Origin of the sequence: Peribacillus sp. NPDC101481 (assembly GCF_044767165.1) — a bacterium.
Lineage (GTDB): Bacteria > Bacillota > Bacilli > Bacillales > DSM-1321 > Peribacillus.
Window position 1 is genome coordinate 140,939 of sequence record NZ_JBIWNJ010000002.1, and the last position, 22,324, is coordinate 163,262.

The window sequence follows — 22,324 nt, forward strand, 5'->3', positions numbered from 1 at the left end:
GATTATAGTAATTATTCAGCTATTGTTACGGCAAAACCGTTACCAGCTGTACCAAGTTCAGTTAAAGCCGCATCTTCTTCCTATAATAGTATTAAAACTAGCTGGGCGGCAGTAAGCGGTGCATCAGGGTATGAGATTTATCGATCGACATCAAGCGCAGGTACGTATTCTAAGGTTGGAACGACGACATCTACAAGTTTTATGAATAGCGGCCTGACAACCAATCAATCGTATTATTACAAAATGAGAGCATACCAAACGGTTGGAAGTACCAGAGATTATAGTAATTATTCAGCTATTGTTACGGCAAAACCGTTACCAGCTGTACCAAGTTCAGTTAAAGCCGCATCTTCTTCCTATAATAGTATTAAAACTAGCTGGGCGGCAGTAAGCGGTGCATCAGGGTATGAGATTTATCGATCGACATCAAGCACAGGTACGTATTCTAAGGTTGGAACGACGACATCCACAAGTTTTATGAATAGCGGCCTGACAACCAATCAATCGTATTATTATAAAATGAGAGCTTATCGAACGGTCGGAAGTACGAAAGTTTATAGCAATTACTCAGCTATTGTTTCGGTAAAACCGATACCCGCAACACCGATTTCAGTCAAAGCAGCTTCATTGTCTTATAATAGTGTAAGAACTAGTTGGACCGCAGTAAGTGGAGCAAGTGGGTATGAAGTATATCGGGCCACATCAAGCACAGGGACTTATTCTCTTGCAGGATCAACAACCTCAACAAGTTATACTAATACAGGACTTACAACGAATAAACCATATTATTACAAAATTAGAGCTTACAGGACCGTAGGAAGTATGAAGGTATATAGTAATTATTCAACTGTAGTTACTGTAAAACCAGTACCAACTGTTCCAACTATTTTTAAGGCAAGCAGAATAAGTTCAACCAGCTTAAAACTGACATGGGGCTCTGTATCTGGAGCAAGTGGCTATGAACTTTACAGGTCTACATCATTCTCAGGAACATATAATCTACTAAAAAGCACAACTTCCTTATATTATACAAATAGTAGTTTAACAACAGGAAAGACATATTATTATAAATTAAGAGCATATAGAACGGTTGGCACAGCAAAGGTATACAGTGGTTGGACAACAATAATTAGTGCCAAACCTTAATTATTATTACCTGAATATGTATAAAAAGCTGACAAAATCAAAGCCCCCACTTCATACAGGAGGGGGCTATTTTCTTTTCACGGACAATTTATCAATTAAGGTGTACCATTACTTTTAGTTCCGTTACATCTTCCTTGAGAGGTTGATAATCTAAAAAATGCCATTTCAAAAGCGTAAAAATACGCTTATAGTAAGGTGAACAAAGCTACATCATCACTTTATTATTTTTTCTACAATCAGCAGTCCGCACATGTTGAATGTGTCTCGCAGCTCATTTTAAAAGAAGGCAACTAACCCTTATGGGAGTTGCCTTCTTATGTTTATTGTAATGGATTTACAAAGCTGTATTTAATATGAATTGTTATGTCTAAGGGTGCGATTCCCAATAATGAAGGATCGCTTTTTCTTATTCGAGTAAAAGGAAGTTTTATGGAAGAAGGAGTTTGTGTATTATTTGTAGAAGTTTAAAAAGTTACAAACGAATGGTTTGAGGAATTTCTCTGAACGACCTAATTTTTATTTTAGGAGGGAACAACATGGAAGTTTTTGCGAAATATTTAGCGGGTATCGATAACCCCGAGCACTGCGAACGAACAGAGGAAATTTTGGCGTGGGTTGCTAATAAATTCCCCAATTTGGAATCACAAATCAAGTGGAATACGCCAATGTTTTCCGATCACGTTTATATAGGGAATTATTAAACTAACGAGTGCATTAACTTAAGATTAGAGCTGTCTTTAAGGCAGCCTTTTCTTTATGGAACTAAAGGGCCGGATTGTGGAGGATTGGAAAATTTTGATTCTACAAAAAAAATGGGGGATTGGAAGAAGGAAAGCTATGTATAATTAGTGATGTAAGTTTATGCTTTTTATGTAATAATTATTTTGTAGAGATGTAAAGTTACAATTCATACATAGTGAAGGTGGGGATCATGATGGCAACGGGAACGCATACTGTAGTAGTTCCAGTAGATGTACAAGCAGTTTGGGATTATGTCAGTGATCTCGAAAAATGGGCAACGACAGTACCAGCCTATAAAGAACATGAAATCATAAATGACAAGCAATCTATTTGGACGTTTGAAGGTAGTGTGAAAGGTATTAAAAAAACAATACAAGCACAGGTAGATATTACCGAATGGAATGAACCTTCAAATATTAAGTTTGAATTAAAAGGTTTATCAGATAATTTTACAGGAAGCGGTCACTTTACTGCAGAAGATGTTAATGGTGAAACAATAATGACTTGTACGGTGGAAATACATGCAGGCGGATTATCTGGTGCGGTGTTAACACCAATTATTAAATGGGCTGTTCCAAAAGTAGCATCTCGTTTAACAGAATCTATCGCACGTAAAATTGCAGTATTCTCATAGTTTTCAAAGATTGAAAGCCAATTCATTTTGGAGATACCTTCTCTGAAGTATAGATGGTAACATTCTGAAGTGACCAATATAATTATATCGAGAAATTTTATAATTAGCGGAAGGGGGGCTGTCCAAAAAGGATGGCCTCTTTTTTTCAATATTCCAGAATCGCTTTTCTTAATGAACTAACATGAGCGTTAGCTGAAGATCGAGCTGTCTTTAAGGCAGCTTTTTCTTTATGGAACTATCGGGGCAGGTTAGTTGAATAAGCGTAGTGTATTCCTAATGCGACATAGCAAAATATTGTTTCTGTTTCTTTTTTAAAATTTGTAAAATTATAAATAGGGATAGTCCAATGACTATCCCTAACATTACATATGATTTCGATTAACGAGTTCTTCCGCCTAATTGTTGTTCAGCCATTTGCACTAAACGTTTTGTAATTTCTCCACCAACAGATCCGTTCGCACGGGATGGTGTATCAGCGCCAAGTGTAACACCGAATTCACTAGCGATTTCGTATTTCATTTGTTCTAGAGCTTGCTCTGCGCCATTAACTACTAATTGATTACTGTTGTTATTTCTAGCCATGTTGTCAGCTCCTATGAATGTAATGTGTTGCTAGTCATAGGTTTTGATATTGTTAAGAGTTATATGCATAGAATTTAAAATAAATCAAGGCAGTGATTAAGTGAAATTAAACTCATCTGTAGCTCTAGAAGGGAAGAGTTACAGGAAAACATTGAAGCCACCGGCAAGGTAAGGGTTTCAGAAGCTCCGAAAAGCAAATAATCTGATGTAGAGGTTTTCTCCTCCTATTGCACAGTTTATATCATAGCCGAAGTTAAGGTAAAGAAAAGGCGATAATAAACGGGATATTAATTAATAATCAGAGCTGTTCTTAGACGGCTTTTTATTTTTGAATAGAAGGTACAGATTAGTGTGAGGAGGCACTGCCTTCTGTTAACAACGGAAGGCCTCCCTTATGCCGGCGGTCTCGGTTAGAATCAAAGGCTAAGAAGTTATAACATTAATTTGGAGCCGGTGTTTTAGCACTGATGATAACACCTGTAACGATTGAATAAATAGACTATTGTCTTTTATAAATCTAAAACGGGCGCAGGCAATTTCGTATAAAAAATTCACCATGAAGTATTATAGGAAGATAATATCTATTTCGAAGGAGGAAAAAATTGAGCGATCATATTAAAAGCGAATTATCATTATTCACCGAGTACCTTGTATCATTATTATTCACAGCTTGCCTTGCGGTTTTTCTCACAAAGTTCACTGATTCATTTCCATGGCTTTCCTTTATTGGTGTTTCAATAGGTCTTGCCCTCATGATTTACTGTTGGGAACAAAAGAAAAACCAATGGTCTCTTTTTATTACAGGCTTATTATTGAACACTGTTGTTTGGTCTATTGTTTTGAATTGGTCCTCATTTTTTTAAATATATTTATTCCTGAAAAATACAAAACAGCCTGATCCATATTGATTGGATTTGGCTGTTTTATTTTAAGTTTAATTAAGGCCTTTTTTTAGAAAATTGCCTACTCACTTTTTCTGTGATAACCACTCTGCCACGATTGCAGCTTCTTCATTTGAAATAACGCCTGCTGGCATCCCATTTTTACCATTATTAATAATATCCTCTATATCACTTTGTGAATATTTTGAACCAATTTTATTTAAAGCTGGACCAGCTCCTCCTTGTAAATTTTCTCCGTGACAAGATATACAACTATTACTCACAATTTCTTCAGGATTACCAGCTGAAGTATCCTGTGGTCCCCCATTTGAATTTGGAGAAGGTGAGGGTTGATGGCCTCTGTAAAAAAACAGTAAAAATATTAAACATCCTGCAAGAGCAATACTGACTCCAGAAGTAAACCAAATTTTTTTCATAAATACCTCCGTATTTAATGTAGAGTGGAGTAAAAATCTTTTTGATAAAAGAACAAAGAAAGTTTCTAATTTATCTTCTACATAATAATAGAATCCGTGGAAAATACATAAACCTCTAAGTTTTTATTTACTCTTCCAAAGTACTTAAGCATTATTATTTAATTCATATCTTTCCCCAAAGTTATTTTTGCATGAATACATTTTTACTAAAAGGTGAGGTTCTTTTAATCTAATCTCGGGTACCAAAAATTCCTTTATAACATTTCCAACTTTCTGCATGGTATTTAATAAAAGTTAATACATATGGTCGAATTACTGAAAAACTAATATGAACTATTAGAAAGATGAGGAATTTGGATATTGAACTGTAAACAAAACAGGCATGTATAAATATAAGCTAGGTATAAAATTGAGCAGTTTTGTGAATATATTATAAGGAATAAAAAAGGCAACTAACCACCCTTTGGTGTAAATAATAAAGTTTACTGGAAAGGTTACAAACGGTTTTTAGTAAATGTAACTGATGTTTTTTATGGAGGATTGACGTGATGTTTCAGAATATTGGGATTCCAGGCTTGGTCGTAATTCTTATCATTGCACTTGTTATTTTCGGTCCGAAAAAACTACCTGAAATTGGTCGGGCATTTGGACGGACATTAACGGAATTCAAGGGTGCAACAAATGGATTAATTTCTGATGAGGATAAACAGGAAGAGAAAAAACATGAGTTATCGACTGCTGAAAAGAAGATGCTGGATAAACAGTAGAGTCCATAGTGGATATGAAGGTGGGCATTTTTCATATAACAGGAGGAGGCCACCATGGAAAACAAAGATTCACATCTCATTGAACATCTTGATGAACTTCGGCAACGAATGATTAAAACTTTGATAGCCTTCGTTATCTTTTTCGTTGGTGCGTTAGTTTTTGTTGAAGACATCTATAGTTGGGTAATTAGAGATCTTGGGAGGGATTTAGCTATCCTAGGACCAAGTGATATTTTATGGGTGTATATGATTATTTCGTGTGTTTTTGCCATTGCAGCTACGATTCCTGTAGTTGCCTATCAGACTTGGAAATTTATAGCACCTGCCCTGACAAAAGAAGAACGCAAAGTGACTCTAAGGTTTATCCCAGGATTATTCATTTTGTTTATTATCGGAATCTCTTTTGGATACTTTTTGTTATTTCCCATTGTGCTAGGATTTTTAACAAATATGTCAGCGGGGCAGTTTGAAATGATGTTTACAGCAGATAAATATTTTCGGTTCATGATTAATTTGATTTTACCGTTTGGCATTCTATTTGAAATGCCATTGGTAGTGATGTTTTTAACAAGATTAGGAATTCTCAATCCAGAAAGGTTGGCAAAAACGAGGAAGATATCCTATTTTTTTCTGGTAGTCGTATCTATTATGATTACCCCTCCAGATTTCATATCGGATATGCTGGTCATTATTCCTTTACTGGTTCTTTACGAATTGAGTGTCACTATATCCAGGATTGTGTATAAGAAAAAGATAGTAAGCGATGCATTAATGTGATAAGGGAATTCACACCTTTTTTTAAAAAATAGGAGGGTTTTTTTTGTCGGATAAAGAGAAAAGTCAAATTGAAAAACAAGGTAGTACGAGACGTACCTTTTTAAAGAACTCTGGATTAGCTGTTGGAGGCCTCATTTTAGGTGGAGCAGTTGGAAGCATGTTTGATAGAAATTCGGAAAGTGGTGTGACAACAGAACGGAAAGGTCAAACTCAAACTCAAGCTAATAATCCGAATGAAGCCCTGATGTTTTTTTATCCAGAAGAATATCAGACGACAGCGGCAGCGGCAGAACGTATTTTCCCAAAGGACGATCTTGGACCAGGGGCTATGGAATTAAATGCGGCGATTTATATTGACCATCAACTTAACAGTGGGTGGGGAGTAAATGAAAAGGATTATAAACTTGGACCCTATTATAAGCCAGAAATAACACAAGGTGAACAGAATAAGCTTTACCGAAAAGATTTGTTTCGGCTAGGCTTAAAAGAATTGAATACATATAGTAACAAAAACTATAAAAAGAAATTTACAGAATTAGAGGCTAATGAACAGGATGAAGTTTTAGCTGCGTTTGAGAAAGGTAAAGCAAGTTCACTTTCTGGTGCATCTTCTTCGGCATTTTTCCAATTGTTAAGAACTTTGACCATTGAAGGTGTTTATGCCGACCCATTGTACGGAGGAAATAAGGAAATGCTAGGCTGGCAGATGCGAAAGTATCCTGGTTCTCGAATGAGTTATACAAAAGAAATCCAAAGTAAAGAATTTTTAAAGCTAGATCCAAATAGCCTTCAAAGTCATATGAAACATTCATGATAGAAAGGGATGAAAAACATGGCAAAAAAACTACCTAAGGTACCCGTCGTTGTTGTCGGGATGGGCTGGGCTGGAGGTATTATTGCCTCGGAATTAACAAAGGCAGGAATCAAAGTCATTGGACTAGAGCGCGGGAAAGAACGGGATATGAGTGATTATTTAATGGTGCATGACGAACTGCGTTTCCAACATCGTGAAGAGTTAATGCAAGATTTATCAAAAGAAACTATTACTCATCGTAATAACCAAAAAATGAGAGCACTCCCTATGCGTAATTATGGAACTTTTATCGTAGGTGAAGGTCTTGGGGGAGCTGGTAGTCACTGGAATGGACAGACCTACCGTTTTCTTCCTTATGATTTTGAAATTAAATCTCTAACTGAAAAAAGGTATGGTAAAAATAAAATTAAATCAGACTATCCGATTCAAGACTGGGGCATTACATATGACCAAATAGAACCATATTATGATACATTTGAAAAAATGGCAGGAATATCTGGTGAAACTGTTAAGTTATATGGAAAACGCTCAAATCCTTATCCAACAGGACCGATGATAAAAACACCTGTTTTAGCGGAATTCGAACAAGCAGCGAAGAAGCTTGGCTACAAACCATATATGATTCCATCTGCAAATCTATCAGAGAATTACGAAAACCCTGATGGTATTTCACGTTCAGCCTGTCAATATTGTGCGTTTTGTGAAAACTTCGGTTGTGAGTATGGTGCAAAAGCAGATCCAGTTGTTACGGTCATTCCTGTTGCAAAAAAAACTGGTAACCTTGACTTGCGCACATTCTCAAATGTCACCCGTATTTTAAATGATGGTACGAAAGCGACAGGTGTTATTTATGTGGACACCTTCACGGGTGAAGAATTCGAACAACCGGCAGAAGTAGTGGTCTTAGCGAGTTATGTATTTAATAATGTTAGACTTTTACTTAATTCAAATCTTGGAACACCCTATGATCCAAAAACCAGAAATGGGGTAATTGGTAAAAACTATTGTTACCAAGTGAGTTCAGGATATTCAAGCCTTTATTATAATGACCGTGAGTTCAATATATATGGAGGTGCAGGTGCATTAGGGATTGAGATTGCAGAATTCACAGGTGATAATTTTGATCATTCGGATGTAAACTTCCTTCACGGAGCAGGAATTCGTACAACCCAATATGGGAATAGACCTATAGCAAATAATAACTCACCGATAGGGACACCTTCTTGGGGTGCAGAATTCAAAAAGCAATCAATCAAATATGCCAATAGTATCCTGCAAGTCAAATCACAAGGTGCAAGCATGCCACACATACAAAACTACCTTGATCTGGATCCTACTTATAAAGATGTATATGGTATGCCTTTATTACGGATGACATATGATTATACTTCCCAAGACCGTGAGTTAGTAAAATACATGGCGAAGGTAACAAGATCGATTGCTAAAAAAATGAGTCCAGATCATATTGATACGGTCGCAGAACAAGCAGATTTTAACGTAAACACAGATACGAATACGCATAACACAGGAGGCGTCATCATGGGGGCTGATCCTAAAGATTCCGCAGTCAACACTTACCTGCAAATGTGGGATGCTGAAAATGTATTTGTTGCTGGTTCTTCGGCATTTCCTCATAACAGTTCGTTTAACCCAACTGGTACATTAGGTGCTTTTTCATATAGAGCGGCAGAGGGAATTGTAAAATACCTTAAAAAAGGGGGTTCTCTCGTATAAGTTCTTTTCTTTGACCTAAAAATCATGACCTGCTCCCACAATAATTGGGGGCAGTTTTTTAATTTTAGGATGCTAAAAAAAACAAACATGCATGCTCCATTTAAGACTAAGGGTATCGTTTAAGGTACATATTAAAATTAATACCAAAAACTTAAGATACGGAGGGTTATAAAATGAAAGGCAAATGGAAAATCACTATTTTATTCGCATTACTTTCGGTAAGTATTCTGTCAGCATGTAACGCTGGTAATAACGACTTTAATGATCAAGAGGAAGTAGATTATCGTCCTGTTCGAAATGACACTGACACGAATCCAAATAATAATGATGATAATAATCGATCATTTAAGCATGATGAAAACCCTGATCAAACAGATAAACAAATGGAAAAAGGCGATAACCTTGAATTTAATAAAACGAGAGGCGATTTATAGAACCCTAATAACTAATGTCTAAAGGCTTTTCGATTCGATTTCTGGTGAAGTTAGTCTAATGTTGTTGGAACTGTTTCCATAAAAAGACAAAATTTCATTTGGGATACCATTGGAAAAACTCCCAAAACCCGCTTATCCTCCAGTTTGACTTTATTTCTCATTCTTGCACAAATGTATTCCATGGAGTTGACATGATAAAATGAAATTTAACAAGAAAAAAATCAACGTTGTAGATATTAAAAAAGCGAAGAAAAGTGTGTTTGCTACAGGGGTAGGAAATGCTATGGAGTGGTTTGATTTTGGCTTATATTCCTATTTAGCTGTTATCATTAGTCAAAACTTTTTTAGTGCCGTTGAAAATGATGAGCTAAAATTAGTGTTCACCTTTGCAACATTTGCGATTGCCTTTTTAATGCGCCCGGTAGGCGGTATCATATTTGGTAAAATCGGAGATAAATTAGGAAGAAAAGTCGTTTTAACAACCACGATTATTTTGATGGCTTTTTCAACATTACTAATTGGTTTATTACCTACATATGATCAAATCGGTATATGGGCACCTATACTCTTATTAATAGCTAGAATTATTCAGGGTTTTTCAACTGGTGGCGAATACGCTGGTGCAATGGTCTATATTGCAGAGTCTTCTCCAGACAATAAACGTAATATGCTTGGAAGTGGATTGGAAATTGGTACGCTCATTGGTTATATATTAGCTTCACTACTTGCCAGTACACTCTTTATCACTCTATCTGATCAACAGATGGCCTCATGGGGTTGGAGAATACCGTTTCTACTTGGCTTACCTTTAGGGCTTATTGGGTTGTACTTAAGAAAAAGTTTAGAAGAATCACCGATTTTTGAAAATGAACTTTCTGATGATGAAGCCCAAGAGGAAAGCTTTCTATCTATTTTTAAAAATCACAAAAAGGATATTCTTGTATGTTTTGTAGCTGTTGCATTCTTTAATATTACAAGCTATATGCTATTATCATACATGCCTTCTTATTTAGATGAGATTATTGGATTATCTAGTACAGTAGGAACCCTATTAATTACGATTCTAATGATCATTATGGTGCCACTTACTTTAATGTTTGGAAAGCTCAGTGATAAAATTGGAAATAAGACTGTTTTCTTAATCGGTTTAGGCGGTTTAAGTCTATTATCTGCCTTTGCTTTTTATTTAATAAACTTGAATGCTTTAGTATTTATTTCGTTAGGTGTTCTAATTCTAGGTGTTCTGCTTTCAATTTATGAAGGCACAATGCCTGGATCGTTACCAACCATGTTCTATACTGATATTCGATATCGAACATTATCAGTGACATTTAATGTTTCGGTTTCAATATTTGGTGGAACTACCCCTTTAGTTTCCACATGGTTAGTTCACCAAACGGGGAATAACTTAGCACCTGGTTTCTATCTAACAGCCGTGAATATTATCGGATTTTTAGTGATATTATTCTTGTTCAATAGTACTTCAGGAAAATCCCTAAAAGGTTCTTACCCAACAGTTGCTTCTAAATCTGAATATCAAGAAGCTGTTGAAAATCCAAAAGATTCCCTATGGTGGAAAACGGAAAAAAGAGAAAAATAAATGGAATTAAAAAGCACCCATTCAATGGGATGACTACTCGAAATACAGACACTCAAACATGAGTGTCTGTATTTCGGGTTTTTGTTTTACTTATTGAGGTCTCGCCAGCTATTTAACATTTCTATAAAAGGGTGGTGAGGAATTATGAAAAAGAATTATACGGTTTTCTTTTTACTTTTGTTTATTGAAGCTATTTCTAGTGGTATGCCACTTAAAAATTATTTCGACTATTCTATGATTATTGGAATTGGTTTAGCGACAGTATATTCGCTTGGAAAAAAGATCAGGGTAAATAATTCACATCATTAAATGGTTTACAATTGGTAGTCAGGGCAGGTGAATAGTGTTTGAACGTTGGTTGAAGAAGAAATTGAAGATTGATAAAAGTTAGGGGGCATTTTATAAAGGTGTCAATCCATTTCAGAGGTGGACTGAAATTGCTATGATAATAGCATTTTTTTTTTAATATGGTTTGTTGATAATCCTATTTCCTGGCTTATTGGCTACTTTCTTATTTCATTAAGTTTTCGTGCTTTCATGGAATGGAAATATAAAAGGGAAGAAAAAGAATACATCTTAACTTTATACTCTATGTTTATATACCTTTTGGTTTTGGTCATAGGCTTTTATTTAATTTAATTTAATATTATCTAAATAAAAACAGCCCCAATAAGGGACTTTTTTTACTGTGTCCTTAATGAACTAACGGGTGCTTTAGCTGAAGATCGGAGCTGTCTTTAAGGCAGCTCTTTCTTTATCCAATTAACGGTGCAGGTTAGTTTGTTTAATAAGCGTAGTATGTTCGTACTGTGTAAAAACAAACACGAACATTTTATGGAAAAAATTACATTAATTAGTTAAAATGTTTACGAGGTGATTTTGTTTTGGGATACACAGGTTTGTTCGTAATGCTGGCAATTATCTTTTTAATAGTAATTTCCAATAGGCATTTATTTTGGTGGATAAAAGCCACAATAGCAGCCTATTATTTTGTGATTTCTTATATCTTTATCACTACTAAAAACAAAATTGATAAACAATATGAGAATATACTTCCTGTACCAGATACATATTGGGATATGAATTCAGGATGGGTTAATACAATGGTTGGTTATTATTTCTGGCCTTTGGCTGTAATTCTCCTTTTTATTTACTACAAATGGTATAGAAGTGTACAAAGCAGGATAGCAAAAGGATGGATTGTTGTTAGTTTCATTCCAGCAACTGCTATTTTTTTAATTATTACTTTTTTCTTTGGATTCGGATACGGGTACAGACCATAAGGTTTGTACCTTATTTTTATTTATAGTTTGTGTCAACTCTACACTAAGCCTTTTAGAACTAATGGGTGCTTTACTTCAATAAGGCAAGCCTTTTTCTTATGGAACTATCGGGGGAGAGGGCTGTTTGATCTTTAATTGGGCCATATTCTGGAGTAACTGATTGTGCAAATGACTAAAATTAGAAAAGAAACTGGTGGATAAAAAAGGTAACACTAAGTCTGCAAGTAACTCCATAGTTTTTCCCCCACTAATGGGTTCCTTTCCGAAATATCCATGCTGCGTGAATATTCCAGGCACGAGCGTTCCGCACTCTACTAGTAAAAAATTTTAAAAGAATTTATGGATTTGAATTTGTTGCCATACAATTTTATAATTGTATGATTAATGATTGTATGAAAAAGGATGAGGAATGTGCCGATTAATTCGTTTGAGGATTATCCAATGACATGGAAGCCGACAATAAATCGAGAAGACAGACCGATTTATCAGGCATTAGCTAAGCAGTTAGAATATGACATTATAGAGGGGCGCTTAGTGCCTGGCACGAAACTTCCACCACAAAGGGAGTTAGCGGATTACTTAGAGGTGAATCTAAGTACTATTTCGAAAGCTTTTAAAGTATCTGAGTTAAAAGGACTGGTCAGTGCGACCATAGGTAGCGGCACTTATGTTTCGTATGATGCGATTTCGAACGCTTATTTGCTAGCAGAAGAAAAGCCAAAGCATTTAATTGAAATGGGAGCAATTTTACCAGATCGTGTGTCGTATGGGCCTTTATTTGACTTATTGCAATCGATGTTACAAGAATCAGATTGTGCGAGATGGTTTGGATACAGTCGGCCAGGCGATTCGATTTGGCAAAAAGATGCAGGCGTCAAATTATTGAAATTTGCCGGTTTTGAAACGACCAGAGAACATATCTTACTTGCTAATGGCGGACAAAACGCCATCACAGCAACACTTGCAAGCCTTTGTCAGCATGGAGATCGAATTGGAGTAGATCACCATACATATCCAGGCTTAAAGACAGCAGCCGCGATGCTGGGGATTCAGCTTGTACCGATTCGTTCAGAGTCTGATGAAATGAGTCCGGAAGCACTTCTTTATGCATGTAAAAATGAAAATATTAAAGGATTATATATTATCCCAGATTATCAGAATCCGATGACATATACGATGAGCGTTGAAACTCGTAAGGCTATTGCTGAGATTGCTGTAAAGTATAATTTATTTATTATTGAAGATGGAGCGTACCATTTAATCCAAGAAAAAGTCTTGCCGGCTGTAGCGACATATGCCCCTGAGCATACGATTTATATAGCGAGTTTATCGAAATCGATGGCACCTGGACTCCGTCTTGCTTATGTGGCAGTTCCTTTAAAATACCTGAATTCTACTCGAAAGGCTCTTTATAATTTAAATATTTCCGTATCGCCACTACTTGCAGAGTTAGCATCACGAGTAATTGTATCGAATCAGTTTGAAAACATTGTTGCATTTCATAAAGAGGAAACAAAAGCTCGCAATCAGTTGGTTAATCAATATTTAGGTAAAGAGAACTGTTTAGGTGAAGAAACAGGGATTTTTCATTGGTTACATCTGCCGCATCAGTATACAGGTGACCAATTTGAACAACTAGCTGCAGCACAAGGTGTACAGGTATATAGTGGACGGCGATTTGCGGTAGGTAATGTCGCTCCAGCAAATGCCGTACGTGTGGGGGTTTGTGCTCCAGAAACGAGAGAGGAACTTGAAAAAGCTCTTATTATACTTAAAAAAATAATTGAAATGTAAAATAAATATTGTTTGCCATACAATAATTATATTGTATGGCTTTTTTTTTACGTGTTATGATAATTCAAACTTAGTTGGGGGATGAAAGGCAATATTAATTTTGGTGTCATAAGCTTATCATTGGAATAAGTTTATTATAAAAAATCTGAATATTCCAATAAAATCGGAATTGGGTAGGTAAAAAAAATTGAAATGTTAAAGGAAGGAAGGTTTACAAATGGATAATAAATTTGCTGAGAGGGCCCGTCTAGTTAATTCGTCTGAGACCCGTGAAATATTAAAAGTAACAGAAAGGCCAGAAGTCATTTCTTTTGCGGGAGGACTTCCAGCTCCGGAGCTGTTTCCTGTTGAAGCCCTTAAAGTTGCTTGCAATGTTGTATTGAATGAAGAGGGCGCGGCTTCTCTTCAATATAGTACCACTGAAGGCTATGGTCCTTTGAGAGAAGCTATTTGTCAAAGGATGAAAGCCATTGGGATTAACTCTGCTATTAACAATGTTCTTATCACTTCAGGGTCCCAGCAAGCGATAGATCTTACTGGAAGACTATTTATCAACGAAGGAGATACTATTATTTGTGAAAGCCCAACCTATCTTGCAGCAATTAATGCATTTAAATCATACAATGCAAACTTTGTGGAAGTTGCTATGGACAATGATGGGATGATAATGGAAGAGCTGGAGAGGAAACTGCAAGAGCATCCAAGCGCAAAATTCATCTATACTATTCCCGATTTCCAGAACCCTACAGGTCGTACATTAACACTTCAAAGACGTAAAAGAATGATCGAACTTGCTAATCAATACGATGTACTGATTGTAGAAGATAATCCCTATGGAGCTATAAGGTTTGCTGGAGAGGGGATACCGCCGGTGAAACATTTTGACACAGAGAACAGAGTAATTTATATGAGCACGTTCTCTAAAATTTTCACTCCAGGCATGCGAATTGGATGGATTTGTGCAGATCAATCGTTTATTGATAAGTACGTGGCTTTCAAGCAAACAGCTGATTTACATACTGACAGCTTTGCTCAAAGGATAACAGCAAAGTATATGGAACTTTACGATATGGAGGAGCATATTAAAAAAATCAAAGCAGTTTATAAAGCAAGATGTACAATAATGTTAAAATGCATAAAAGAATTCTTTCCGGAAGATTTGTCTTACAGTAAGCCAGAAGGTGGATTGTTTATTTGGATTGAGCTCCCAATGGGGATTGATTCCAAACATATATTTTCAGAGTGCTTGAAAAATAATGTTGCTTGTGTTCCTGGTGTTCCATTCTTTCCAAATGGCACACAGAAGAACACTTTACGTTTAAATTACTCGAATATGCCTGAAGAGCAAATCATTGAAGGCATGAAGCGTATGGGTGATGTATTACATCGTGAACTAAATAAAGAGACAATATGTTTGTAACTAAAGGAAACAAAATATAATTAAATCAAACACCAAAACCATTAATAAATACCTTCTAAATGTTTAATGAAAGCACTAATCTTAAAAATATCCAATTCAAAAAATAAGATTTTAATTATATTTTTTTATAAATCTTACATTTGAATAATCAGGAGGCTTATTATGCCAATATCATTTATAAATCCATATATTACAAAGTCCGTTTCTACATCACCACCACCACCGTTTACTCCTTTATATACGCTTATATATAAAACAGATTAAGAATCTGCGAAATATATAAGCTGTTTCGCAGATTCGAAGGAGTAGACGATGAAATCTAAAATTCAGTTTATATTATCAATGATTATTTTCGGTACAATGGGTTTAGTTGTGAAATACATTGATTTATCTTCGAGTGAAACAGCTTTTCTAAGCAGTTCAATTGGGTGTCTATTTTTAATGTTTGTATTTTTCATTATGAAGAAATCCATTCCATGGAATTTAGTGAAAGTTAATGCTTCTGCCCTTTTTCTTTCTGCTATTGCATTAGGAGGGAATTGGATTTTTCTTTATCAATCCTACGATCATACAACACTTGCTAATGCAACACTGGGGTATTATTTTGCGCCAGTGTTTGTCATGGTTCTCTCGCCATTTGTACTTAAGGAGCTTTTACCAATTAAAAAAATTGTTTGTATTGGTGTAGCGATATTAGGTATGTTATTGATTATTGGAAACGGCATTAGCGCCTCTGGTAAAGATGATCTACTTGGAATCCTTTTCGGATTAGTTGCGGCTGCATTTTACGCAGCCTTAATGTTATTAAATAAATTCATTCAAAACATGGGCATGTTAGAGATTACAATCATTCAACTTGGAACAACTGCTTTACTTCTCTTTCCCTATGTATTATTCACTGAGGGATTTGGTATCTTGGAAGTCTCAAGATCTTCCATTCCTTTTATAATACTATTAGGCGTTGTTAACACTGGTATTGGCTTTTGGTTATTTTTTTCTGGTATGCTAAAGTTAAAGGGACAAAGCATTGCTATGCTAAGCTATGTAGATCCTTTTGTAGCTATACTGATTTCTGCTGTAATCTTACAAGAAAAAATGACAATTGTTCAAATTATAGGTGGCACACTCCTTTTAGGTTCAACTTTTATTAGTGAAAATAATTCTATTAATTTTCGAAAACGACATACGAAGATTTTAACAAAATAAAGAAATGGGGCAGTGAGGGGAAATCCCGCACTGCCTTTTATTATGTTCAAGTAAAAAGACTAAGCTTTATTAATCACCTTACTTCCACCAAACTACTTCTTTATTTAACTTACGCAGAGTTTGTGTCACTCTACAATAAGTCTTAATGAGCAAACGGGGCAGGATAGTTCAATAAGATGTCGCAGCACACACTAAAAGAATGGTACAGCTTTCAAGAAAAATAGAAAGCGGAAACCAAAAATGGTTTCCGCTTGTTCATTTTGAACTTAGGATTTTAATTGCATGATATGCTTTTCTTGGAAAATACTTAAACTTTTTGAAACTTTTCTTGTTTATAGATTCCACTAATTAGTAAAGGGGGTCAAATAAGATGGAAATAGAAAGCCACCGGCTAGTTAAAAAAGCAATCAAAGGTAATAAAAGCGCCTTTGAAAAGTTAGTTCAACAACATTATGAAAGAATCTACCGTACTGCCTATCTTTATGTACATAACGAAGAAGATGCGTTGGATGTTGTCCAAGAAGCAACCTATCAGGCCTTTACATCTATCCATTCGTTAAAAAATCCGGAGTACTTTATGACCTGGCTCACCAGGATTGTCATACGGTGTTCGGGACATGTCCTAAAGAGAAAAAGCAATGTCGTTCCTTTGAGTGATGAGATATTGTCAAACCTGCCGGGTCAAGTAAATCCAAACATTGAAGAATCATTACAGCTGATTGATGCAATTCAGCAGCTGAAAGAGAATTACCGTACTGTTATTATTCTATTTTACTATTACGACTACTCGATAAAAACGATTAGCAGTGTCATGGAAATTCCAGAGAATACCGTAAAAACTTATTTAAGCAGAGGGAAAGCGGAGTTAAAAAAGTCCTATAAAAATGAGGAGGAGGACAAATGCCATGGATAAGAAGGAACTCAAAGAAGCAATCGAACAAATAGCTGTACCGAAAGAAAAAGTATTTAGTGCCATTTCCAAAGGGATAAACAAGGAAGGTAATAGTGGAAAGGCAAAGAAAAAAAAGGTTCTTGCAGGTGTGGCGACTGCTGCTGCTCTTCTTGGAATCACCGTAGCCTCAGGATTTGTTAATCCTACAATGAATAGAGTATTAGCTAATACCCCTTTAATAGGCGGGATTTTTCAAGAATTTAATGATTCAACAGGCGTGGAATTAGCTAACCAGGATGCAGTTACAGAATTAAACCAATCAATTACAAAAAATGGGGTAACTGTAAGACTGACCAGCGCTTACTTTGATGGCAATGTAGTATCAATTACAGGATTTGTAGATGAAGATGTTGAAAAGGGGCATAACGAAAAAGGAGAAGTAAGCTTTGATGTAAACTTTGAACACAATAAAGGGGATCATGACCCTTGGTTAAATGGAAAGTCAAATGACATTAAGAAAGTGGAAAATGGATATAACTTTCAATGGAAAATGGTATATCCTTATAAATCATTTAAGGAGAATTCTACTCTTCCCATAACGATTCATAATATCAACGGGATAAAAGGTGAATGGAATTTTGATATTCCAATTCAACAAGAAAAAAATCGTACATTAGCTATTAATCAAGAGCAAGGATACCCGGACGATGAGGTCAAAATTCGTATTAAAGAGATTCTTACCGCAAAAGCGTCATCTTCGCTTGTTTATGAGACCGTGGAGAAATACAAGGGTGATGACATTATTATATTAAAAGCTGTTGATGATAAAGGAAATGTGTATAGGTTTGGAAACCAAACAGTTCTCGAGGATTCTGAACAAAAAGATGGATATCATAGTACCGTTCGGACAGAGATGACCAAGCTGAATTCTACTATTACTTCCCTTACTTTTAATCCGCAGATAAATATCGCAGATCCAAAAGTAAAACAGCTTTTGAATATTAAATCTTTCACCTTAAAAAGCACACGGTTCAATTTAGGCCTGCAGGTAAATGATGTTACTCAAAAAGATGAGAAATTGGTAATAGATTATCAACTTACAGGGCTTCCGAAGAATTTGAGTAAAGGTAAACTTGAAATAATTAACCATAATTTGAAATACCTTTTCTGGTTGGTTGATAAGGAATATTTAACTAAGATCGACCCGGAAAATCCATGGCCTCCTAAAAACCACGGTATTCACTTTAATAAAGTAAAAATGATTGATAAGGAAACAGCACACTTCCAATCTACCTTTGACTTAAACGGAGAAGAAAGGATTGAGAATTTTAAGCTGGAAAATACAATGTTGCTATTTGATTTTTCAAGCTTGGTCCCAGCTAAGGAATTAAAACCATTTACTGTTGTACTTTCAGTGGGGAATGAATAAACAATTAAAGCAGCTCATTTTAGGGACCATATAGTTGACGAGTGGAATGCTACTAGTGCATTGAATAATTAGTAATATCGGGGCGATGACTTATATAAGTCACCGTCTTTTTTTATTAGTTAGAAGTCTGTGAAATATTGTACTTAAACTATAGGGTGCTTTAGTTCATTAACAGGGGTTGTTTCGGCAGCCTTTTTCTTATGGCACTAACGGGGCAGGTTAGTTCAAGAAGGTATTAGTAAATCTTTTGACGAAAATATAAAGAGCTTAGTAAGAAGCGCTTAAAATACCATTTAATAATAAACAGGAAAAAACTAACTGCTAAAAACTTTAGGGGGGAAAATATTGAAACAAACATTACTGATAATCGATGCTCAACAGGAATTAATAGAAGGTAATAAAGAAGAACAAGGAGTCTTTGAGAAAGAAAAAATCGTTAATAACATTAATACTGTAATTGAAAAAGCGATAAATGAAAGTATCCCCGTTGTTTTTATAAGAGATTTAGATGTTTCAAATGGAGAAGGACCTGGATTCCAGATACACAGGGATATTAAAATACCATCAACTGCTATCATATTTGATAAAGCTGCCACAAATTCATTTTATGGAACTCCATTACACGAACATTTAAGTAAAAACAATGTAGACCATATTGTAATAATGGGATGTAAGACGGAACATTGTATTGATTCAGCTGTTAGAACAGCAACAATCAATCATTTTGATGTAACATTAGTTGGTGATGGACATTCCACTTCTGACTCCAAAAACTTATCTGCAAAACAAATAATCCTTCATCACAATGAAACCCTTCACGGTCACTATAATGTAGACAATTTTTCACTTGTTAGAAATTCTAATGAAGAATTGTTTAAACCTATTCACAATAATTACCGATAATAATCATCTTCAATTAACGAATGCGTTAGCCGAAGATCGGAGCTGTCTTTAAGGCAGCTTTTTCTTTATGCAACTAAAGGGGGAGGTAATCCGATAATAAAAAAATACATATATAACGAGATTTGGTAAAATTAATTAGAGGCTTTAATCATCTTGGTTATTTGTTTCTTTTCTAGAAATATAACACAAGTGGTTGACCCTAGAGTAACAACTTTTCGTGTATTGATGATATGTGGAATCATTATATCTTTCTCTTTCTCTTTTCTCAGTGAGAAAGGACTTTGGAGAAAATTAGCTTAGGTCTTAGTAGATTTGTTGGTTTAGTTTACTTTATGGTTGTTGAATTAATGAGAATAATATTCCAGGGTAATGGATTTTAAATTGTTTATTCAACAAACAGGTGCTTACTTAAAATTACCAGGAGCTGATCAACAGCTCCTTTTCTTATGGGGGTACCCTAATAGTTCTCACATGTCACTGCAAAATTCTATATACTAAAATTAATTAAACTAGAATACACGAAGAATCTTTAAATAGAAGTGTAATACGAGGAGGAGATATCATGCTTATTACGGAACGGCATCAATTAATTTTAAAGCTATTAAAAGAAAAGGAGAATGTTAAGATTCATGAGCTAGTAGAATTAACAAATACTTCAGAATCTACTTTGCGTCGTGATCTAGATCAATTAGAAAAGCAGAACTACTTAAAACGTGTACATGGTGGAGCTTCACTTTTACATAGTAAACGAGACGAACCGAGTGTGTTTGAGAAAATAACGCAGAACCTTGAGGAAAAAGCTAAGATAGCAAAATATGCGGCAGAACTAATTTTGGACGGCGACTGTGTTTATCTTGATGCTGGAACAACAACGTATCAGATGATCAAACATTTAAGACAAAAAGATATCGTTGTCATTACAAACGGAATTGATCATTTAGATGCATTACTTGAAAATGATATCTGTACATATTTTATTGGTGGATTTGTTAAAAAGATTACCAAAGCAACAGTTGGGCGTTATGCATACGAAAGTATAAAAAAATACAGATTTGATAAGTGTTTCATGGGTGCGAACGCTATTCATTATAATTTTGGATTGACTACCCCAGATCCAGAAGAGGCGCAAATTAAAGAAAGAGCCATTTTTTTGTCACGTGAGGCCTTTGTATTAGCAGATCATACAAAATTTGGAGAAGTATCATTTTCTAAGTTTGCAGATTTAAACCAGACAAAAGTTATTACGAATGAAGAAGGTACAATAACGTTAGGAAAATATAAGGAGAAAACGGAGATAATTATTGTGAAGGACTAAAAACTAAATTTGCTATCGTTGAAGGAAAGCTGGTATTCGAACTGTCTGATTCAGACATTTAGAATACTAGCTTTTTTTTGAAGATTCCGAAATTATTTTATAAAAAATTTTCCCCTTGTTGTATCAATATAATAAAGAATGCTTGATTTATTGTAATGTGGCCAATTAACAATGAGGGAAAATCTGCTCCATCTATTAAACATTCCATTGAAACGTTTAATATTTTGTTTTATCAATATATTTTTTGTAATAATTGGAACCATTGACAATTACAAACAGCTTTAATATAATCAAAATCAATCAAAATCAATCAAATTCACTCAATTATAATTCTAATGTGTAAAGGGTGATTATATTGTTATACAAAAGATGAAAGCGTTATCAATCGATTAAGATGTCATTTTAAAAACTATCAAAATCAACCATATTTCCATTGTTTCAACCAAAAATATTTATTTAAGGAGGTGATCTAGTTTAAGAGATTGAGAGCGTTAACAATTTCTCGTTCTGCAGCTAATTATTTTCATCTTCAAAAACTAGGGGGGACTAATATGGTGAAATATTTAAAAGTAATAGGAATGCTAGTTTTGGCGTTTGTAATTGCCGCGATGACGGCATGTAGTGGGGCTAGTGAATCATCAAATGGATCAACAGACGGTAACGAAGGACAAAAAGGTAACAAACAATTAACGATCGGTGTAGCGGTGGGTAGTTTAGCAAACCCTTTCTTCGTCTCCATGGCTAAAGGTGCTGAAGAAGCAGGAAAAGAATTAGGTGCTGAAGTTCTAGTTGAAAGCGCTGAATATGATTTAGCCAAACAAGCAGCTCAAATTGAAAACTTTATTACGAAAAAGGTAGATATCATTCTTTTAAATGCTGTTGATACAAAAGGAATTGCGGCAGCTGTTCAACAGGCCAAAGCGGCTGATATTCCAGTAGTTGCTGTAGATACCAATGCTGAAGGTGGTGTCGATGCCACTGTTACTTCAGACAACTATCAAGCTGGTAAACTGGCCGGAGAATATGTGATTGAAAAATTAGATGGAAAAGGAAAAATAGTTATTATTGATGGACCTCCTGTTTCGGCTGTATCTGATCGTATTCAAGGATTTGAAGATGCAATAAAGGATTCCGAAATTAAAGTTATCGCGAAGCAAAATGGAGAAGGGAATCGCGAAAAGGCATTAACGGTGATGGAAAGTGTTTTACAAGCTAATTCATCAGGCTCTATTGACGCTGTATTTGCGATTAATGATCCAGAAGCAATTGGTGTTGAAATTGCTCAAGAGCAAGCGAATCGTAAAGATGAATTTTTCATTGTCGGAGTGGACGGTGCTCCTGAAGCCACAGAAGCAATGGCAAAGGAAGGAAGTACAATTGCTGCTACTTCAGCTCAGTCACCTAGTAACATGATCAAAAAAGCTGTTGAAATCGGAATGAAAGTGAAAAATGATGAAAAAGTTGAGGAGCTTATTAAAGTTCCAGTTGAGATTGTAACTCAAGATACATTAGATTCTTACCAAGGTTGGTAAGAA

22 protein-coding genes and 1 pseudogene are annotated in these 22,324 nt (G+C 35.3%); 21 read left to right on the forward strand and 2 right to left on the reverse strand.

Going from position 1 to position 22,324, the window contains the following annotated elements:
* The 3 genes and pseudogenes from ACIROD_RS10675 to ACIROD_RS10685 all read left to right on the forward strand — a co-directional run.
* Positions 1-1,146, forward strand: a 1,146-nt coding sequence (locus tag ACIROD_RS10675) for a fibronectin type III domain-containing protein (protein WP_402940550.1), incomplete at its 5' end; no start/stop codon positions are given.
* A gap of 536 nt (positions 1,147-1,682) precedes the next feature.
* Positions 1,683-1,826, forward strand: a pseudogene (locus ACIROD_RS10680) (iron chaperone); the annotation flags it as partial.
* A gap of 254 nt (positions 1,827-2,080) precedes the next feature.
* Positions 2,081-2,521 (forward strand): SRPBCC family protein, encoded by a 441-nt coding sequence (locus tag ACIROD_RS10685; RefSeq protein ID WP_089364937.1) that lies wholly within the window; start codon positions 2,081-2,083, stop codon positions 2,519-2,521.
* 378 nt (positions 2,522-2,899) lie between these two features.
* On the opposite strand, the gene ACIROD_RS10690 is transcribed toward ACIROD_RS10685, so the two are convergent.
* Positions 2,900-3,103, reverse strand: a complete 204-nt coding sequence (locus ACIROD_RS10690) for an alpha/beta-type small acid-soluble spore protein (protein ID WP_402940554.1) — start codon at positions 3,101-3,103, stop codon at positions 2,900-2,902.
* Positions 3,104-3,705: 602 nt separating this feature from the next.
* On the opposite strand from ACIROD_RS10690, the gene ACIROD_RS10695 reads away from it, so the two are divergent.
* Positions 3,706-3,966, forward strand: coding sequence for a hypothetical protein (locus ACIROD_RS10695; RefSeq protein WP_260356706.1), 261 nt, complete (start codon positions 3,706-3,708; stop codon positions 3,964-3,966).
* 104 nt (positions 3,967-4,070) lie between these two features.
* On the opposite strand, the gene ACIROD_RS10700 is transcribed toward ACIROD_RS10695, so the two are convergent.
* Positions 4,071-4,421, reverse strand: a complete 351-nt coding sequence (locus ACIROD_RS10700; RefSeq protein ID WP_402940559.1) for a c-type cytochrome — start codon at positions 4,419-4,421, stop codon at positions 4,071-4,073.
* Between the two features lie 548 nt (positions 4,422-4,969).
* On the opposite strand from ACIROD_RS10700, the gene ACIROD_RS10705 reads away from it, so the two are divergent.
* The 17 genes from ACIROD_RS10705 to ACIROD_RS10785 all read left to right on the forward strand — a co-directional run bounded on the left by ACIROD_RS10705 (position 4,970) and on the right by ACIROD_RS10785 (position 22,321).
* Positions 4,970-5,188 carry a twin-arginine translocase TatA/TatE family subunit gene (locus ACIROD_RS10705; protein WP_034312681.1) on the forward strand — a complete coding sequence of 73 codons (219 nt, stop codon included), beginning with the start codon at positions 4,970-4,972 and terminating at the stop codon, positions 5,186-5,188.
* 54 nt (positions 5,189-5,242) lie between these two features.
* A complete protein-coding gene (gene tatC / locus ACIROD_RS10710) occupies positions 5,243-5,965 on the forward strand; it encodes a twin-arginine translocase subunit TatC (protein ID WP_402940562.1) in 723 nt (240 codons plus the stop codon).
* 43 nt (positions 5,966-6,008) lie between these two features.
* Positions 6,009-6,779 carry a gluconate 2-dehydrogenase subunit 3 family protein gene (locus ACIROD_RS10715; protein WP_101225724.1) on the forward strand — a complete coding sequence of 257 codons (771 nt, stop codon included), beginning with the start codon at positions 6,009-6,011 and terminating at the stop codon, positions 6,777-6,779.
* 18 nt (positions 6,780-6,797) lie between these two features.
* A complete protein-coding gene (locus ACIROD_RS10720) occupies positions 6,798-8,513 on the forward strand; it encodes a GMC family oxidoreductase (RefSeq protein WP_402940566.1) in 1,716 nt (571 codons plus the stop codon).
* Between the two features lie 173 nt (positions 8,514-8,686).
* A complete protein-coding gene (locus ACIROD_RS10725; protein ID WP_230178574.1) occupies positions 8,687-8,947 on the forward strand; it encodes a hypothetical protein in 261 nt (86 codons plus the stop codon).
* Between the two features lie 199 nt (positions 8,948-9,146).
* A complete protein-coding gene (locus ACIROD_RS10730) occupies positions 9,147-10,547 on the forward strand; it encodes an MFS transporter (RefSeq protein WP_101225727.1) in 1,401 nt (466 codons plus the stop codon).
* Between the two features lie 144 nt (positions 10,548-10,691).
* On the forward strand, positions 10,692-10,856 hold the full coding sequence (locus ACIROD_RS10735) for a hypothetical protein (RefSeq protein WP_230178570.1): 165 nt from the start codon (positions 10,692-10,694) through the stop codon (positions 10,854-10,856).
* Between the two features lie 189 nt (positions 10,857-11,045).
* Positions 11,046-11,186: a DUF4181 domain-containing protein gene (locus ACIROD_RS10740; protein ID WP_402942866.1), complete on the forward strand. Its 141-nt coding sequence runs from the start codon at positions 11,046-11,048 to the stop codon at positions 11,184-11,186.
* Between the two features lie 245 nt (positions 11,187-11,431).
* A complete protein-coding gene (locus ACIROD_RS10745; protein WP_402940571.1) occupies positions 11,432-11,830 on the forward strand; it encodes a hypothetical protein in 399 nt (132 codons plus the stop codon).
* Between the two features lie 411 nt (positions 11,831-12,241).
* The gene (locus ACIROD_RS10750) at positions 12,242-13,624 is read left to right on the forward strand and encodes an aminotransferase-like domain-containing protein (protein ID WP_402940573.1); all 1,383 of its coding nucleotides are present in this window, start codon (positions 12,242-12,244) and stop codon (positions 13,622-13,624) included.
* 217 nt (positions 13,625-13,841) lie between these two features.
* Positions 13,842-15,044 carry an aminotransferase-like domain-containing protein gene (locus ACIROD_RS10755; protein ID WP_402940575.1) on the forward strand — a complete coding sequence of 401 codons (1,203 nt, stop codon included), beginning with the start codon at positions 13,842-13,844 and terminating at the stop codon, positions 15,042-15,044.
* Positions 15,045-15,356: 312 nt separating this feature from the next.
* Entirely contained in the window at positions 15,357-16,250 is an 894-nt protein-coding gene (locus tag ACIROD_RS10760) for a DMT family transporter (RefSeq protein WP_101225732.1), read from the forward strand.
* 370 nt (positions 16,251-16,620) lie between these two features.
* On the forward strand, positions 16,621-17,163 hold the full coding sequence (locus ACIROD_RS10765; RefSeq protein ID WP_402940579.1) for a sigma-70 family RNA polymerase sigma factor: 543 nt from the start codon (positions 16,621-16,623) through the stop codon (positions 17,161-17,163).
* A complete protein-coding gene (locus ACIROD_RS10770) occupies positions 17,156-18,571 on the forward strand; it encodes a DUF4179 domain-containing protein (protein ID WP_402940582.1) in 1,416 nt (471 codons plus the stop codon). Before ACIROD_RS10765 ends, ACIROD_RS10770 begins: the two co-directional genes overlap by 8 nt.
* A 345-nt stretch (positions 18,572-18,916) precedes the next feature.
* Positions 18,917-19,474, forward strand: coding sequence for a cysteine hydrolase family protein (locus tag ACIROD_RS10775; RefSeq protein WP_101225737.1), 558 nt, complete (start codon positions 18,917-18,919; stop codon positions 19,472-19,474).
* A gap of 562 nt (positions 19,475-20,036) precedes the next feature.
* Positions 20,037-20,789, forward strand: coding sequence for a DeoR/GlpR family DNA-binding transcription regulator (locus ACIROD_RS10780; RefSeq protein ID WP_402940586.1), 753 nt, complete (start codon positions 20,037-20,039; stop codon positions 20,787-20,789).
* A gap of 551 nt (positions 20,790-21,340) precedes the next feature.
* Positions 21,341-22,321 carry a substrate-binding domain-containing protein gene (locus ACIROD_RS10785; RefSeq protein WP_402940589.1) on the forward strand — a complete coding sequence of 327 codons (981 nt, stop codon included), beginning with the start codon at positions 21,341-21,343 and terminating at the stop codon, positions 22,319-22,321.
* Positions 22,322-22,324: the final 3 nt, after the last annotated feature.

Coding starts and splice junctions, on each gene's coding strand:
- ACIROD_RS10685 (WP_089364937.1), top strand. CDS start 2,081: ATGGCAACGGGAACGCATACTGTAGTAGTTCCAGTAGATGTACAAGCA.
- ACIROD_RS10690 (WP_402940554.1), bottom strand. CDS start 3,103: ATGGCTAGAAATAACAACAGTAATCAATTAGTAGTTAATGGCGCAGAG.
- ACIROD_RS10700 (WP_402940559.1), bottom strand. CDS start 4,421: ATGAAAAAAATTTGGTTTACTTCTGGAGTCAGTATTGCTCTTGCAGGA.
- ACIROD_RS10705 (WP_034312681.1), top strand. CDS start 4,970: ATGTTTCAGAATATTGGGATTCCAGGCTTGGTCGTAATTCTTATCATT.
- tatC (WP_402940562.1), top strand. CDS start 5,243: ATGGAAAACAAAGATTCACATCTCATTGAACATCTTGATGAACTTCGG.
- ACIROD_RS10720 (WP_402940566.1), top strand. CDS start 6,798: ATGGCAAAAAAACTACCTAAGGTACCCGTCGTTGTTGTCGGGATGGGC.
- ACIROD_RS10725 (WP_230178574.1), top strand. CDS start 8,687: ATGAAAGGCAAATGGAAAATCACTATTTTATTCGCATTACTTTCGGTA.
- ACIROD_RS10730 (WP_101225727.1), top strand. CDS start 9,147: ATGAAATTTAACAAGAAAAAAATCAACGTTGTAGATATTAAAAAAGCG.
- ACIROD_RS10735 (WP_230178570.1), top strand. CDS start 10,692: ATGAAAAAGAATTATACGGTTTTCTTTTTACTTTTGTTTATTGAAGCT.
- ACIROD_RS10755 (WP_402940575.1), top strand. CDS start 13,842: ATGGATAATAAATTTGCTGAGAGGGCCCGTCTAGTTAATTCGTCTGAG.
- ACIROD_RS10760 (WP_101225732.1), top strand. CDS start 15,357: ATGAAATCTAAAATTCAGTTTATATTATCAATGATTATTTTCGGTACA.
- ACIROD_RS10765 (WP_402940579.1), top strand. CDS start 16,621: ATGGAAATAGAAAGCCACCGGCTAGTTAAAAAAGCAATCAAAGGTAAT.
- ACIROD_RS10770 (WP_402940582.1), top strand. CDS start 17,156: ATGGATAAGAAGGAACTCAAAGAAGCAATCGAACAAATAGCTGTACCG.
- ACIROD_RS10780 (WP_402940586.1), top strand. CDS start 20,037: ATGCTTATTACGGAACGGCATCAATTAATTTTAAAGCTATTAAAAGAA.
- ACIROD_RS10785 (WP_402940589.1), top strand. CDS start 21,341: ATGGTGAAATATTTAAAAGTAATAGGAATGCTAGTTTTGGCGTTTGTA.